At 74.0% G+C, this 14,146-nt stretch carries 13 protein-coding genes; 4 read left to right on the top strand and 9 right to left on the bottom strand.

Going from position 1 to position 14,146, the window contains the following annotated elements; all coding sequences use genetic code 11:
- Both MNZ29_RS20920 and MNZ29_RS20915 read right to left on the bottom strand, forming a co-directional pair.
- Positions 1–405, bottom strand: a 405-nt coding sequence (locus MNZ29_RS20920) for a response regulator (RefSeq protein ID WP_242356574.1), incomplete at its 3' end; no start/stop codon positions are given.
- Between the two features lie 141 nt (positions 406–546).
- Positions 547–1,323, bottom strand: coding sequence for a chemotaxis protein CheW (locus MNZ29_RS20915; protein WP_242340865.1), 777 nt, complete (start codon positions 1,321–1,323; stop codon positions 547–549).
- 25 nt (positions 1,324–1,348) lie between these two features.
- Between MNZ29_RS20915 and MNZ29_RS20910 the strand changes: the two genes are divergently transcribed.
- A complete protein-coding gene (locus tag MNZ29_RS20910; protein ID WP_242340866.1) occupies positions 1,349–2,722 on the top strand; it encodes a diguanylate cyclase in 1,374 nt (457 codons plus the stop codon).
- Positions 2,723–2,948: 226 nt separating this feature from the next.
- On the opposite strand, the gene groL is transcribed toward MNZ29_RS20910, so the two are convergent.
- Positions 2,949–4,586 (bottom strand): chaperonin GroEL, encoded by a 1,638-nt coding sequence (gene groL / locus MNZ29_RS20905; RefSeq protein ID WP_242340867.1) that lies wholly within the window; start codon positions 4,584–4,586, stop codon positions 2,949–2,951.
- Positions 4,587–4,834: 248 nt separating this feature from the next.
- Between groL and MNZ29_RS20900 the strand changes: the two genes are divergently transcribed.
- The gene (locus MNZ29_RS20900) at positions 4,835–5,902 is read left to right on the top strand and encodes a metallopeptidase family protein (protein ID WP_242356572.1); all 1,068 of its coding nucleotides are present in this window, start codon (positions 4,835–4,837) and stop codon (positions 5,900–5,902) included.
- An 8-nt stretch (positions 5,903–5,910) separates the two neighbouring features.
- On the opposite strand, the gene MNZ29_RS20895 is transcribed toward MNZ29_RS20900, so the two are convergent.
- Both MNZ29_RS20895 and MNZ29_RS20890 read right to left on the bottom strand, forming a co-directional pair.
- Complete coding sequence (locus MNZ29_RS20895; RefSeq protein WP_242356570.1) at positions 5,911–6,516, bottom strand: class I SAM-dependent methyltransferase; 606 nt, start codon at positions 6,514–6,516, stop codon at positions 5,911–5,913.
- Between the two features lie 109 nt (positions 6,517–6,625).
- Complete coding sequence (locus MNZ29_RS20890; protein WP_277957128.1) at positions 6,626–7,564, bottom strand: patatin-like phospholipase family protein; 939 nt, start codon at positions 7,562–7,564, stop codon at positions 6,626–6,628.
- A gap of 68 nt (positions 7,565–7,632) precedes the next feature.
- Here MNZ29_RS20890 and MNZ29_RS20885 point away from each other — a divergent pair, with 68 nt between their 5' ends.
- A complete protein-coding gene (locus MNZ29_RS20885; RefSeq protein ID WP_242356568.1) occupies positions 7,633–10,086 on the top strand; it encodes an AAA family ATPase in 2,454 nt (817 codons plus the stop codon).
- Here the strand turns inward: MNZ29_RS20885 and MNZ29_RS20880 are convergent.
- The gene (locus tag MNZ29_RS20880; RefSeq protein WP_242340871.1) at positions 10,058–10,573 is read right to left on the bottom strand and encodes a DUF4442 domain-containing protein; all 516 of its coding nucleotides are present in this window, start codon (positions 10,571–10,573) and stop codon (positions 10,058–10,060) included. The genes MNZ29_RS20885 and MNZ29_RS20880 overlap by 29 nt on opposite strands.
- A gap of 348 nt (positions 10,574–10,921) precedes the next feature.
- On the opposite strand from MNZ29_RS20880, the gene MNZ29_RS20875 reads away from it, so the two are divergent.
- Positions 10,922–11,584, top strand: a complete 663-nt coding sequence (locus tag MNZ29_RS20875) for a hypothetical protein (protein ID WP_242356565.1) — start codon at positions 10,922–10,924, stop codon at positions 11,582–11,584.
- 157 nt (positions 11,585–11,741) lie between these two features.
- Here the strand turns inward: MNZ29_RS20875 and nadD are convergent, their stop codons facing one another.
- Genes nadD through MNZ29_RS20860 form a run of 3 tightly spaced genes read right to left on the bottom strand, consistent with a single transcriptional unit; the run spans position 11,742 to position 14,092 of the window.
- Positions 11,742–12,338, bottom strand: coding sequence for a nicotinate (nicotinamide) nucleotide adenylyltransferase (nadD, locus tag MNZ29_RS20870; RefSeq protein ID WP_242340873.1), 597 nt, complete (start codon positions 12,336–12,338; stop codon positions 11,742–11,744).
- Positions 12,338–12,889 (bottom strand): metallophosphoesterase, encoded by a 552-nt coding sequence (locus MNZ29_RS20865; RefSeq protein ID WP_242340874.1) that lies wholly within the window; start codon positions 12,887–12,889, stop codon positions 12,338–12,340. The genes nadD and MNZ29_RS20865 overlap by 1 nt, the downstream gene beginning before the upstream one ends.
- 45 nt (positions 12,890–12,934) lie before the next feature.
- Positions 12,935–14,092, bottom strand: coding sequence for an exo-beta-N-acetylmuramidase NamZ domain-containing protein (locus tag MNZ29_RS20860; protein ID WP_242356576.1), 1,158 nt, complete (start codon positions 14,090–14,092; stop codon positions 12,935–12,937).
- Positions 14,093–14,146: the final 54 nt, after the last annotated feature.

Raw genomic sequence — 14,146 nt, 5'->3', positions numbered from 1 at the left:
GGGCGCGGCGCGGCGGCGGGGATGAGCGGTCGCGGCCTTGCCCTCCACGAGCTCCCGGACCTTGTTGATGAGCGCCTGGCTCTCGAACGGCTTCGCGACGTGTCCGTCGGCGCGAGCGCTGCGGGCGCGCGCCTCGTCGAACGCCTCGAACGTGCCGGCGAGCAGCACCACGGGGATGTGCGCGAGCGCCGGGTCGGCCTTCACCGCCTCGCACACCTCGTAGCCGTTCCGCTTCGGCATGACGACGTCCGCGAGGATGACGTCCGGGCGGAGCTCGCGGGCACGCGCGATCGCGTCCTCCCCGTTGCCCACGGCGACGACCTGGTAGTCCTCGTTCGCGAAGGTGATGCCCACGACCTTCTGGATCGTGATGGAGTCGTCCGCGAGGAGCAGGTTCTTGGGCATCGGCGATCCCGGGGAGCGGAGGGGGGAAAAGACCGTAACCAGTAACGCCGCGATCGTACGAATGTCAACATTCGCGAGGCTTTACGGGCTCCTGGCGACGATCCGCGGGTGCGCACACCGGCGCCGCGAGGCCCCGCGCGGCTACATGCCGAACACCGCGTCCCAGGGCGGCCGCGTGACGTCCTCGCCGCCCTCGGCGACGCCCACGACGCGGTCGGCGACGACGCCCACACCGGCGCCCCCGGCGTCCACGAGCAGCACGGTCCGCCCCTCCGCCGACGGCGGCTCGCCGTAGAGGACGCCCACGTCCACCACCGGGTGGAGCGCCCGCGCGTGGTGGAGGAGGCCGCGGTGCGACGGCGGCGTGAGCGGGACCTTCGCGACGCGCGGCGCCTCGAGGATCTGGACGAGCATCGACAGCGGCACCGCGTAGGTGCGGCCGCCGCGGGCGAAGCGGAGCTCCCGCTCCGTCCCGGCGGAGAGGCCTCCCTCGGGCGGCGGCGGGAGCTCCTCCGCGGGCTCGAGCGGCGCGAAGCCCAGCGTCGAGACGGCGAGCTCGAGGGCGAGCTCGCCGCGCGCCACGATGGCGCCGGCGAACGGCGACGGCTGGGGGAGCGGCGTGTGCGCCGGGAGCTGGAAGACCTCCGCCTCGGCGAGGTCGACGATCCCGTGCAGCGCCTCGACGCGCAGCGCGACGCGCGCCGGCCCCTCGGTCACGAGGGCGAAGCCCGAGCCGCCCGCGGGGAGCCCGAGTACGGTCGAGACGTACGCGGTCGGGACGGGCTCGCCGCGGACGCTCACCTCTCCCGCGTCCGGCGGGACCGCGAGGATCTCGCGCACGTGCGCGAGCCGGAGCGCGAGCCGCACGCCGCCCGCCGAGAAGAGCAGCGCCTTGCGATCGGACGCGAGGGAGCGCACGGGCCTCATGATACGATGAAGGGCCATGGGACACGCCGTCCTCCTCGTCGACGACGAGCGGTTCGCGCGCACCGTGTACGCGGACTACCTCCGCGCGGCGGGCTACGACGTCGAGATCGCGGACGGCGCGGACACCGCGCTCGCCCAGCTCGCGCGGCGTCGCTTCGACGTCCTCCTCACCGACGTCATCCTCCCCGGCCCCCAGGACGGCCTCGAGCTCCTCGACGCCGCGAAGCAGCTCGACCCGGGCATCGGCGTCATCGTCATCACCGCCCTCGACAAGGTCGACCCCGCCGTCCGCGCGATGCGCGCCGGCGCGAGCGACTACCTCGTGAAGCCGGTGACGCCCGAGCAGCTCCAGGTCGCGGTGCAGCGCTGCCTGTCCATGCGCGAGGTCCTCGCCGAGAACCGCTCGCTCCGCGAGCACCTGCGGCTCTTCGAGACGGGGCAGCGCATCGCGGGCACGCTCGACCGCGACCGGCTCGTCCCGATGGCGCTCGCCGCGCTCTCCGCGCAGTGCGTGACGCCCGCCTGCGCGCTCCTCGAGCCCGCGGCGGGCGGCTGGAGCCTCGCCGGCGCGCACGGGCTCGAGCGGCGCGAGGCGGAGGCGGTGCTCGAGGCGGCGCGGCCCGCGCTCGCCCGGATCGGGCGCGAGCACGCGGTCGAGGTGCGCGCGCCCGAGGGCGTCGGGCCGGACGGGCACGACCGCGTGGTCTGCGTCCCCGTCGCCGACGAGGGCGAGGTGCTCGGCGCCGCGGCGGTGCTCGTCACGGGGCCGCTCTCGGAGGAGTGCGCCGAGGGCGCCGCGTTCCTCGCGCGCCACCTCGGCCTCGCGCTCACGAACCTCGGCCGCCTGCGCAAGGTCGAGCACCTCGCGTACCTCGACGACCTCACCCACCTCTACAACACGCGCTACCTCGAGGTGGCGCTCCAGCGCGAGCTCGGCGGCGGGCGGGCCTTCTCGGTCCTGTTCATGGACCTCGACCACTTCAAGGCCGTGAACGACCAGCACGGGCATCTCTCCGGCTCGCGCCTGCTCGTCGAGGTCGGGCGCGTCCTGCGCGCGTGCGTGCGCGAGGAGGACGTCGTCGTCCGCTACGGCGGCGACGAGTACGTCGTCATCCTCGCCGGCATCGACTCGGGCGGCGCGCTCAAGGTCGCCGAGCGCATCCGCCGCGCGATCGAGGACCACCGCTTCCTCTCCCACGAGGGGCAGCGCGTCCGCGTCACGGCCTCGATCGGCCTCGCGAGCTTCCCGGAGCACGCGTCCGCGAAGGCCGAGCTGCTCGACCTCGCCGACCGCGCGATGTACCGCGGGAAGCGCTCGAACCGGAACGTCGTGTACATCGCCTCGAAGGACCTGCCGCCCGTCCCCGCGGGCGAGCGCGAGCGGGCGTAGCACCCCTCCCGAGAAACACACGGGGCCGAGAGCTCTCGCCCTCGGCCCCGCTGACGACGACACCCAGTTTCCGCCCGGCAGAGCGCGTAGTAACGGTTGCCCTCGTCATCCGGGGCGCGGCCTCTCTCCCGACGCCGCGTCCCGTATTCGCGGTACATACCTGGTCCGTGACGGACCGTCAATGCGCCGCGCGTCACCCGAGCGAATCCGCGAGGTTGCGGCAGCTTTAATAATCCATGTCCTCCATCCCACCCATCCCGCCCCCGGGCGCGGCCGCGGACTTCTTCTTGGGCTTCTCGGCCACCATCGCCTCGGTCGTGAGGAGCAGGCTCGCGACCGACGAGGCGTTCTGGAGGGCGGTGCGGGAGACCTTGGTCGGGTCGATGACGCCCGCCTTCACGAGGTCCTCGAACACCTCGGTAGCCGCGTTGAAGCCGTGGGCGCCCTTGCCGTCGTTGATCTTCGCGACCACCACGGCGCCGTCCCAGCCGGCGTTCTCGGCGATGCGGCGGGCCGGGTACTCGAGCGCCTTCTGGACGATGGCCACGCCGAAGCGCTGATCGCCCTCGGGAACGCTGAGCTTCTTCAGCGCCTGGAGCGAGCGGAGGTACGCGACGCCGCCGCCGGGGACGATGCCCTCCTCGACGGCCGCGCGGGTCGCGTGCAGCGCGTCCTCGACGCGGGCCTTCTTCTCCTTCATCTCCGTCTCGGTCGCCGCGCCGACGTTGATCACCGCCACGCCACCGACGAGCTTCGCGAGCCGCTCCTGGAGCTTCTCGCGGTCGTAGTCGGAGGTGGTCTCCTCGATCTGCGCGCGGATCTGCTTGATGCGCGCCTCGATGTCCGCGCGCTTCCCCTCGCCGTCCACGATCGTGGTGTTGTCCTTGTCGATCGTGATGCGCTTCGCCCGCCCGAGGTCCTTGAGCCCGAGCTGCTCGAGCTTGATGCCGAGCTCCTCGGCCACGACGTTGCCCCCGGTGAGCGTCGCGATGTCCTTCAGCATCTCCTTGCGGCGATCGCCGAAGCCGGGCGCCTTCACCGCGGCCACGTGCAGCGTGCCGCGCAGCTTGTTCACGACGAGCGTCGCGAGCGCCTCGCCCTCGACGTCCTCGGCGACGATGAGGAGCGGCTTGCCGGAGCGGGCGACCTGCTCCAGCACGGGGATGAGGTCCGCCATCGCCGAGATCTTCTTCTCGGTGATGAGGATGTACGGGTCCTCGAGCACGGCCTCCATGCGATCCGGGTTCGTGACGAAGTAGGGCGAGGCGTAGCCGCGGTCGAACTGCATGCCCTCGACCACCTCGAGCGTCGTCTCGAGGCCCTTCGCCTCCTCGACGGTGATGACGCCCTCCTTGCCCACCTTCTCCATCGCCTCCGCGATGATGTTGCCGATCGTCTCGTCCCCGTTCGCCGAGATGGTGCCGACCTGGGCGATGTCCTTCTTGCCCTGCGTGGGCTTCGAGAGCTTCTTGAGCTCGGCGACGATGACCTCGACGGCGCGGTCGATGCCGCGCTTCAGATCCATGGGGTTGTGGCCGGCGGCGACGAGCTTCAGGCCCTCCTCGTAGATCGCGCGCGCGAGCACGGTCGCGGTGGTGGTGCCGTCGCCCGCCTTGTCCGAGGTCTGGGACGCGACCTCGCGGACCATCTGCGCGCCCATGTTCTCGAACTTGGGCTCGACCTCGATCTCCTTCGCGACGGTGACGCCGTCCTTGGTGATGGTCGGAGAGCCGAAGCTCTTCTCGATGACGACGTTGCGGCCCTTCGGGCCGAGCGTCACCGCGACCGCCTCGGCGAGCGTCTGGACGCCGCGGAGGATGGCCTCGCGGGCCCCCTGGTGGAATGCGATCTCCTTGGCCGGCATGGGCGAAGGCTCCTTTGTCGAAAATCCGTGTGGTTTCGCTGAATTCACCCGGTCTGCGCGCTGGCAGTCGCCCCGGGCGGCCGCTAAGATAACCGTGAGCGGACCTCGGTCAAGCGGGCTCCCGGGCCCCGTCGTCGACCGCTCTCCGGGTGAACACGCGCCATCCCCACGCGGGGGATCCCGGTTTGACAGGCGGCCGCCCGGCCGTTACTGCCGCGCCGTGAGCCACCGCCGAGAGGAGCGCTGACATGTCCCCTGCCCGCCCGGATCCCGGGGAGGCGCTCGTCGAGGCCGCCGGCGACGCCTTCGAGGACGGCCGCTTCGAGGACGCCCTCGCGCGCGCCGAGGAGGCGCTACGCGCGTCGCCGCGGTCGGTCGCCGCGCTGCAGTACCGCGCCGCCGCCCTCGCGGAGCTCGGGCGCGCGGAGGACGCCCGCGAGGCGTACGAGGCGGCGCTCGCGGTGGGCAAGGACGACCTCGACCTGCTCCTCGGCGCGGCCGACTTCCACGTGAACGGCGGCGGCGAGGACGACGGCGACCGCGACCGCGTCGAGCGCGGCCTCGAGCTCGCCCGGCGGGGAGCGCGGCTCGCGCGGAAGGCGGGCGAGGCCGCGCTGGTGGGCGAGTTCGCCTGGCTCGAGGGCGCGGGGCTGAGTCAGCTCGGCGAGTCGCGCGCGGCGCTCGAGAAGCTGGCCGAGGCGGAGGCGGCGCTCCCCGACGCGATCGAGGTGAAGGTCGAGCAGGGGTTCGCGCTGTACGAGCTCTGCCGGTTCGACGAGGCGCGCGCCGCGCTCCTCCGCGCAGAGGCCCTCGATCCGGACGAGCCCTGGACGCAGCACCACCTCGGCCTCGTCGCCGAGCGGCAGGGCGCGCCCGACGAGGCGCGGCGCCGGTTCGCCCGCGCGCGGAGGCTCGACCCGGAGGGCTTCCCCGAGCCGATCGCGCTCTCGCCGCGCGCGTTCGACGAGGCGGTCGAGGCCGCGCTCGCCTCGATCCCGGAGCAGGTCCGGCGCTACCTCTCGAACGTCGCGATCACGGTCGAGGACCTCCCCGCCGACGACGACCTCCGCGCCTCCGACCCGCCCCTCTCGCCCGCCATCCTCGGCCTCTTCCGCGGCGCGCCCTACGGCCAGAAGGTCTCGATGGATCCCTGGAGCCACCTGCCCTCGGCCATCGTGCTCTTCCAGAAGAACCTCGAGCGGTTCGCGCGCAGCCGCGACGAGCTCATCGAGGAGATCGGCGTGACGCTCGTCCACGAGGTCGGGCACTTCCTCGGCCTCGACGAGGACGAGCTGTGGGCGCGCGGGCTGGATTAGGCCGGAGTCTACCGGCGGCTCTCGAGCGCGCCCGGCCCCTCGAGGTCGAACAGCTGGATGGGGCTCCTCCGCGAGCCCCACAGCCCCGCGCCGACCTGGAAGAAGTGGCGCCCGAGCCGGCTGCGGTACCAGGCCCCGCTCCGCACGTGGATCTGCGTGTCCGACTTCTCGAGGTCCAGGATCGGGAGGTCGCTCCGCGTGACGGCCTCGAGGTAGAGCAGCCCGCGGGACATGCGGCCGATGTTGTCGAGCGCGCGCTCGGCCGCGGCGTCGTCGAGGTACTGCAGCACGCTGTGGCACACGACGAGGTCGAACCGCTCCCGGGCGCGCCAGCGGGAGATGTCGCGCAGCTCGTGGCCGTAGCGCTCGCAGGCGTACGGCGAGACCTCGATGGACCGGTACCTCACCTCGGGCCGGTGGCGGCGGAACCAGCTGCGCCACAGCCCCGTCCCGGCGCCCACGTCGAGCACGGAGCGGAGCTCCACGCCGAGCCACGCGGCGAGGCCGTCCACGCCCGCCGCCAGGCGCGCGATCTCGCTCGCGGAGTGGGTCTTTCCTGGCCCGCCGTAGAACCGGCGGTAGTAGCGGGCGTCGAAGCGCATGGGCGCGGGCATGGGGCCGGTACTTAACCCGCGCCGCGGCGCGCGATCCAGCGCCGCGCCGCGTCCCCCTCGCGCGAGCGCGCCCGCTCCGGCGCTCGGGACGCCGTCACTCGCCCTGGGGTCAGCCGCGCGGCCGCGCCTCGAGCGCCTTGCGCGCCTTCCAGGCGTCGATCGCGGCGCGGATGCGCGGCACCGCCTCGCGCCCGGCCTGGATGCCGGCGAGCATGCAGTCCTTCTTCTTCGTGAAGTCGAGCATGCCCACGCCGCCCACCTTCGGCTGGACGAGCACGTCCGCGCCCTGCCGCCGGAACCCGACGTTCACGGCGAACATGATGTCGGACGCCTGGAGGATGACGTCCACGACGTTCTTGATGTTCGTGTTCCCGACGTCGGCCCCGATGTCCACCGCGATGACGAGGTCCGCTCCCTTCGCCTTCGCCACGTCGATGGGGATGTTGTCCACGACGCCGCCGTCCACGAGGAGCTTGCCCTGGTGCTCCACCGGCTCGAACACGCCGGGGATGGCCGAGGACGCCCGCACCGCGCGCGCCACGGAGCCCTTGTCGAGCACCACGGTCTGGCCCCAGTTCAGGTCGGCGGCCACGGCCGCGAAGGGGACGCGGAGCTGCTCGATGTCCCGCTGCTTCACGCTCTCGCGGACGAACCGCTCGAGCTTCTCGCCCTTCGCGTAGCCCATCCCGACGACGGCGTTCACGAGGCCGAAGTCGAAGAGGTCGTCCCGCTCCAGCCTGAACGCGGTCCACTCGAGCTCGAAGCTGTCCTTGTGGCTCGCGTAGAGCGCGCCGATGAGGCTCCCGACGCTCGTCCCGACGACGAGGTCCACCGGGATGCGCTCCTGCTCGAGGACGCGGATCACGCCGATGTGGGCGAAGCCGCGCGCGGCGCCTCCGCCGAGGACGAGCGCGATGCGCGGCTCGGGGACCTTGGGCGACGGGGGGATCGCGACGAGCGGGGGCTGGCGCTCGGTGACGAGCGCGGGCGGGGCCGCGGTGCGGCAGGCGGCGAGGAGCAGGACGGCGGTGGCGAGGAGGCGGCGCATGCCGGTGAAACATAGCGGATCGGCGGGAAAATTGACCCCTTCCGGACGATATCGCATCGTCCCCTCGAATGCCCCCGGTCATCGAGTCGATGGAGCTGGCGCAGGTCGTCGCCGAGGCCGCGGACATCGCGGCGAGCGTCAACCAGAAGCTCACCAGCGCTCACCAGCTCCTCGCCTTCTTCACCGTCCCGAACCGGGCGGAGATCCTCCTCAAGGAGCGCGGCATCGACGAGGACCGGATCCTCGCGGCGATGACCGGGAAGCCCAAGGAGGCGGAGGGCGTCCTGCGCGACCTGCGCGAGCGGTCGCGCGAGGTCGCGGAGTCGGTCGGCGCGGAGGAGGTCGACTGCCTGCACCTCCTCATCGCCATGGGCCGGGTCCGCGCGAGCGCCGCCCACCAGCTCCTCGGCGCGTGCGGGCTCCAGCTCTCGACCCTGCGGAACGTCGCCCTCTCCTACTTCACTGCGCGCATGCCCCGCCGGCTCCGCGAGCTGCAGCCGGTGCAGGTGCGCCCGGCGCAGCCGGTCGTCCCGCCGCGGCGGAGCGAGGCGCGCGGCCGGACGGCGGATCCGAGACGAGACGGCGAGCTCGAGGCCGACCTCGAGCAGGCCCTCGGGAACGCGACCCCGACGTCCGCCTCGACCCCCGCCCCGACCTCGACCTCGACCCCGACCTCGACCTCGATCCAGACCTCGACCTCGAGCCGTGCCCCCTCCGCTCCCCGCGCCCGCCGCTCCCCCCACGCCCTCGACCCCAAGGAGTTCCCCTGGCTCGCGCAGCTCGGGCGGAACCTGACCGAGCTCGCCGCCTCGGGGCGGCTCGATCCGCTCGTCGGCCGCGAGCAGGAGGTCGAGGAGGCGATCGACGTCCTCGGCAAGCGCCGCACGAACAACCCGCTCCTCGTCGGCGAGCCCGGCGTCGGCAAGACGGCCATCGTCGAGGGGATCGCGCAGCGGCTGCTCGCGAGCGCGCGCGACCGCGTGGTCGTCGAGATCGACATGGCGAGCGTGGTGGCCGGGACGCAGCTCCGCGGCGCGTTCTCGGAGAAGCTCCTCGGGATCCAGGAGGAGGTGCGCCGCGCGGCGGGCCGGGTGGTCGTCTTCATCGACGAGATCCACACGCTCATGGGCGCGGGCGCGACGGGCGAGGGGCCGCAGGACGCGGCGAACGAGCTCAAGGCGGCGCTCGGGCGCGGCGAGTTCCCCTGCATCGGGGCCACCACCCACGACGAGTACCGCCAGCACATCGAGAAGGACCCCGCGCTCGAGCGCCGCTTCACGCCGGTGCTCGTGCGCGAGCCGTCCATCGCCGACACGGTCACGATCCTGCGCGGGCTCGCGCCGCGCTACGAGAAGCACCACCGCGTGCGCTTCGCGGAGGGCGCGCTCGAGGCGGCCGCCTCGCTCTCGGCGCGCTACGTCACGGATCGCTTCCTGCCCGACAAGGCGGTCGCCGCGCTCGACCTCGCCGGCTCCCGCGCCTCGCGCGCAGGCGCGGCCGAGGTGGACGCCGCGGACGTCGCCCGCACCGTCGCGAAGATGGCGGGCATCCCCGAGTCGCGGCTGCTCGCCTCCGACCGCGAGCGGATCCTCGGGCTCGAGGCGGCCCTCCGCGCGCGGGTGGTCGGCCACGCAGCCGCCATCGCTCGCGTCGCGGCGGTGCTGAAGCGGAACTTCGCGGGCTTCGCGACCCGCCGGCCCATGGGCTCGTTCCTCTTCCTCGGACCGACCGGCGTCGGGAAGACCGAGCTCGCCCGCGCCCTCGCCGACGCGCTCTACGGGGCGCGCGACGCGCTCGTCCAGCTCGACATGAGCGAGTGCGCCGAGACCACCGGGGTCGCCCGCCTCGTCGGCGCCGCGCCCGGGTACGTCGGTTACGGCGAGGGCGGCCAGCTCACCGACGCCGTCCGCCGCAGGCCGGCCTCGGTCGTCGTGCTCGACGAGATCGAGAAGGCGCACCGCGACGTGCAGATGCTGCTCCTGCAGATCCTCGAGGAGGGGCGGCTCACCGACGGCCGCGGCCGCCAGGTCGACTTCTCGAACACCGTCGTCATCCTCACCTCGAACCTCGGCGCCGAGGAGGCGACGCGCACCTCCACCGGCGCGATGGGGTTCGGCGCCGCCGAGCGCGTCCTCCCCCGCGAGGACCGCGTCCTCCAGGCCGCCCGCGGCGCCGTGCCGGCGGAGCTCTGGAACCGGCTCGACGAGCGCGTCTCGTTCTCGGCGCTCTCGCGCGCCGACGTGGCCGAGGTCGCGCGGCTCCTGCTCGCCGACTCCTCCCGCCGGCTCGAGGCGGAGCGGAAGATCCGCTTCGCGGCGACCGACGAGGCGATCGCGTTCCTCGTCGAGAACGGCGGCTTCGACGCCGCGCTCGGCGCGCGCCCGATGCGCGGCGCCATCCAGCGGCACGTCGAGGCGCCGCTCGCCGAGAAGATCCTCGCCGGCGAGCTCGCGCCGGGCGACGTCGCGCTCGTGGACGCCGGCAGCGGCGCGCTCAGGATCTCGCGCGCGCCGCGCCGCTGACCGTCAGCGCCCCGGCCCCGCCTCCGCCGCCGCCCGCGCGCCGCCGCACGTAGACGGTCTTCTCCACCTCCGCGCAGACGGTCCCCTGCCCGTCCACGAGCTCGACCCTGTAGACCCGGTCCACCGAGCGCTCCGTCTCGAGCGCGCCCCGGATCGCGTCGGTCTCCTCGACCGGCAGCCTGAACGTCGCGCGCAGCGTCGACCGTCCCGGCCGGAGGAAGCGGATCGTGGCCGCCTTGTCCCAGACGACGTGGCCCGCGCCCAGGCAGCGGATGAGCATCAGCATGTAGACGGGGTCGACCGCCCCGTACATCGACCCCCCGAAGATCGTCCCCACGTAGTTGCGCGTCCGGCGCGAGAGCGGGAGCTCCACCCGCACCTCCCGCCAGTCGTGCGCGATGAACGCCACCCGCGCGCCCGTCCCGCGGTAGGCGGGGAAAAGGTTGAAGCCGTACCGCTGCAGGCGCGTGCGGAGGGACTCGGGCATGGACGGAGTTTGACCGCGCGCCGGCCCGCCGCAACACTCCAGGCGTGAACACCGCCCCGCCTCCGGGCGCGCCGGGCCTCGAGGTCGGAGGCGTCCTCTCGTCGCCGGTGGAGCGGCGGCGGGGTGGCTCGCGGCCCTGGCGCGCGAGCGCGGAGCCGTCGATCGGGTCGCGTCACGAGCCGTGCGATGGCGCCGCGAGCCGGGGTCACGACGACCGAGCAGCGGAGGAGTCTGACCGGCGCGGCCAGCCAGCGTGAGCCGCCGTCGCGATCGAATCGATGGGCCGCCGCCTCGGGGGGGCGACGATTGACTCCCGTCTGCGCCGGGCGTATCGTCACCATCATGAGAATGAATCTCATTATCGGTGAGGGCCGCTCGAGCTCTCCCGCCCGCGCCCTGCTCCGCGAGGCGCAGCGGGAGGGCGCCGCCACGGCCGGGTCCGCCGGGCAAGGGGGTCGGTCCCCGCGCCCGAATGCGTCGCGCCGCATCTGGGAGGTGGATCCGGCGGACCTCGCCCTCGCCACCGGCGTGCTCCTCCGCCGGGAGGACGTGGAGCACGTCCTCGAGCGGATCGACCACCGAAAGCACGCGGGAGACCGAGAGGACGCGCTGCGCGTGCGCCTGCTCGTGGGATGCACCGTGCCCTGCGCCCTCGCGGAGGCGGTCGAGCACCTCCTCGAGGGCCGGACGCAGGACGTCGAGGCCAGCCTCGCGCGCTGCCCGATGATGCAGATCGCCGAGTGGTGGTCGCGAGAGCGCGATCACCTGAGCGGCGAGGAGCTCGCCGCGCTCCTGTGGCGCCTCGCGTGCGATCCGCGGCCGCAGCTGGAGCCGCTCCTGTCCCGCGTCGGCGGACACCTTCGCCTCCGCGCGCTGCAGCTCCTGCGCGAGGAGCCGGGATCCCGCAGCCGATCGGGCGAGGCGCGCGTCCCCGCCCTGCCGTGGCGGGGCGCCACGCCGACCTCGACGCGACCGCCTCCCGTCGACCCGCCCCCGGCCCAGGCCGGATGAGGGCGAGCGGGCGCCACGAGCACGTGCATGAGCGGAGGGAGCCCCTCGCCACGCACGCCGGGCGGGCGACGCGGCCCCTCGTGCCGCTGCCGGGGCCGCCCGGTGTCCATCGGAGCGCGGGATCGCGGACGAGGTGAAGCCGTCGTCCCCCGCGCCCTCAACGGTACAATCCGGTCCGCTCGACGTACTCCCGCACGCTCCTCGCCACGAGGCCGGACACGTCCTCGCCGCGCGCGATCCGCTCGCGGACGAGCGTGGACGAGATGGCCGGCAGCGTCGGCGCGCCTGCGACCGGCGGGTAGCCCTCGCGCCCGACGACCACGACGCGGGCGAGCTCCTGGACGCGGTCCCAGCGGTACCACTTGTCCGTGTCCGGCAGGATGTCCGCGCCGACGACCAGCGTGAAGCGGTGGTCGGGGTGCTTCGCCTGGAGGTGCTCGAGCGTGCGCGCGGTCTTCCCGACGAGGGGATCGGCCGCGAGCTCGGCCTCGGCGGTGCACACGCCCACGCCGCGGATCGCGCGCGCGGCGAGCTCGCACATGCGGACGCGGTCCTCGAACGGCGCGAGCGCCTTGCCGAAGGGGTGGCGGAACGCGGGGAGGAGCCAGACCTCCGAGACGTCCTGCGTCGCGAGCGCCCAGTAGGCGGCCATGAGGTGCGCGACGTGGGGCGGGTTGAACGAGCCGCCGAGGATCGCGACCGCCCTGCCCTCGCCCGCGCGCGCCCGCGCCCCGCCCGGCGGCCGCCGCGCCATCACTTCACCGACATCCGGCCCTGCGCCGCCGGGGCGCAGCGCTCCGTGCGCAGCTCCGCGCCGTCCGCCGAGTAGACCGTGAGGACGACCTCGCGATCGCTGAGCTCGACCAGGCCGAACGTGGGAGGCGCGTCCGCGGGGGCCTCGCCGCGCAGGTGCCCCGGGGTCACGAAGCAGCGCGGGCCGATCTGCACGATCGCGGCGCGCGCGCTGTTCCCGTGGAAGAACATCGAGGCGTTCGCGATGTCGTCGCGGGAGAGGTCCGCCTTGTCGTGCACGAGGCAGCAGATGCGGCCCTCGACGAGGTCGACGTGCGTCGTGGGCGCCTCGCCGCTCGCCGCCTCCGGGCAGGCGCGGCTCGCGACGCGCACGATGCGCGCGGCGAGCGGGTCGGGCGTCCCGCGGCGGCGCCGGGCGAGGACGCCGTCCACGTCGGAGTGGCGCCCGCCGAGGAAGAACACCTGATCGGCGTCGGCGCGCTCGAAGCGCTCGAAGGCGCGGAGGAGCGCGTCGAGGTTTCCGTGCGTGTCGCTCGCGAGCCCGATCCTCAAGTCACCCTCCTCGCCCGTCCCTCCGTCCCGGCAGCGGAGCCTACCTCAGCCCGCGTAGCGGAGGTAGGCCGCGCGGCGGCGCGCGAACGCCCGCTCCTCGGGGGCGTACGCGCGCGCGAGCTCCGCGACGGTGGCGCCGGCCTCGAGCCCCTCGCGCTCGCGCGCGGACCCGCAGAGCAGGTCGAACGCGGGCACGTCGGCGACGAACTCGTAGGGCTCGGTGCGCCAGGCGAACCGCGCCGGGTCCTGCGCCCGCGCGTGGAGCACGCAGGCGAGCCCGGCCCGGAACGCCTGGAAGCGCGCGGCGTCGGTCACGAACAGCTCGACGCCGTGGCAGCGGACCCCCGCGTGCTTGTCCCAGGTCGGGACGAAGCTCGCCGGCCTGAAGCGGACGCCGGGGAGGCGCTCGCGCGCGAGGTCCTCGGCGAGCCGGTGCGCGTCGAGCCACGGCGCGCCGAACAGCTCGAACGGGCGGGTGGTGCCGCGCGCCTCGGAGAGGTTCGTGCCCTCGAGGAGGCACATCCCGGGGTAGACGAGCGCGGTCTCCGGCGTCGGCATGTTCGGCGACGGGAACACCCACGGCAGTCCGGTCTCGCGGAACCCCACGCCGCGCCGCCAGCCCTCGCAGGCGACGATCTCGAGATCGAGGTCGAGCTTCCGCTCGGCGCGGAACAGGAGCGCCAGCTCGCCGACCGTCATCCCGTGGCGCGGCGCGAGATCGTGCAGGCCGCAGAAGCTCTCGAAGCCCGGGGCGAGCCGCGGCCCCTCGACGAGGACGCCGCCGATCGGGTTGGGGCGGTCGAGGACGACGAACGGCACGCGCGCATCGGCCGCCGCCTCCATGCAGAGCATCATCGTCGCCTGGTACGTGTAGTAGCGGGCGCCCACGTCCTGGATGTCGAACACGAGCGCGTCGAGCCCCTCGAGCGCCTCCGGCGAGGGCTTGAGCGAGCTCGTCGTCTCGCCGTAGAGCGAGTGGACCGCCACCCCCGTGCGCGCGTCGCGCTCGCCGCCCACGGCCGCCATGTACTGCGCGTCGCCGCGGACGCCGTGCTCGGGCCCGAACAGGGCGGCGAGCTCGACGCCCGGCGCGCCGTGGAGGAGGTCCGCGGCGTGGACGAGCTCGGCCGTGACCGCGGTGGGGTTGCACACGAGCCCGACGCGCCGGCCCCGGAGCTGCCGGAACCGGCTGCGCGCGAGCACGTCGAGGCCGGAGCGGACCCGCGCGTCGCCCCCGCGAGCGGGCCGGGCGGCGGC

It is taken from the genome of Anaeromyxobacter sp. SG64 (genome assembly GCF_022690745.1).
Lineage (GTDB): Bacteria > Myxococcota > Myxococcia > Myxococcales > Anaeromyxobacteraceae > Anaeromyxobacter > Anaeromyxobacter soli.
Note: the sequence above shows the minus strand (reverse complement) of the source record. Positions and strands in the feature narration are given on the sequence as shown.

Excerpts from the sequence above, each read along its gene's own strand:
- MNZ29_RS20910 (WP_242340866.1), top strand. The coding sequence starts at position 1,349 with ATGGGACACGCCGTCCTCCTCGTCGACGACGAGCGGTTCGCGCGCACC.
- groL (WP_242340867.1), bottom strand. The coding sequence starts at position 4,586 with ATGCCGGCCAAGGAGATCGCATTCCACCAGGGGGCCCGCGAGGCCATC.
- MNZ29_RS20900 (WP_242356572.1), top strand. The coding sequence starts at position 4,835 with ATGTCCCCTGCCCGCCCGGATCCCGGGGAGGCGCTCGTCGAGGCCGCC.
- MNZ29_RS20895 (WP_242356570.1), bottom strand. The coding sequence starts at position 6,516 with ATGCCCGCGCCCATGCGCTTCGACGCCCGCTACTACCGCCGGTTCTAC.
- MNZ29_RS20890 (WP_277957128.1), bottom strand. The coding sequence starts at position 7,564 with ATGCGCCGCCTCCTCGCCACCGCCGTCCTGCTCCTCGCCGCCTGCCGC.
- MNZ29_RS20885 (WP_242356568.1), top strand. The coding sequence starts at position 7,633 with ATGCCCCCGGTCATCGAGTCGATGGAGCTGGCGCAGGTCGTCGCCGAG.
- MNZ29_RS20880 (WP_242340871.1), bottom strand. The coding sequence starts at position 10,573 with ATGCCCGAGTCCCTCCGCACGCGCCTGCAGCGGTACGGCTTCAACCTT.
- MNZ29_RS20875 (WP_242356565.1), top strand. The coding sequence starts at position 10,922 with ATGAATCTCATTATCGGTGAGGGCCGCTCGAGCTCTCCCGCCCGCGCC.
- nadD (WP_242340873.1), bottom strand. The coding sequence starts at position 12,338 with ATGGCGCGGCGGCCGCCGGGCGGGGCGCGGGCGCGCGCGGGCGAGGGC.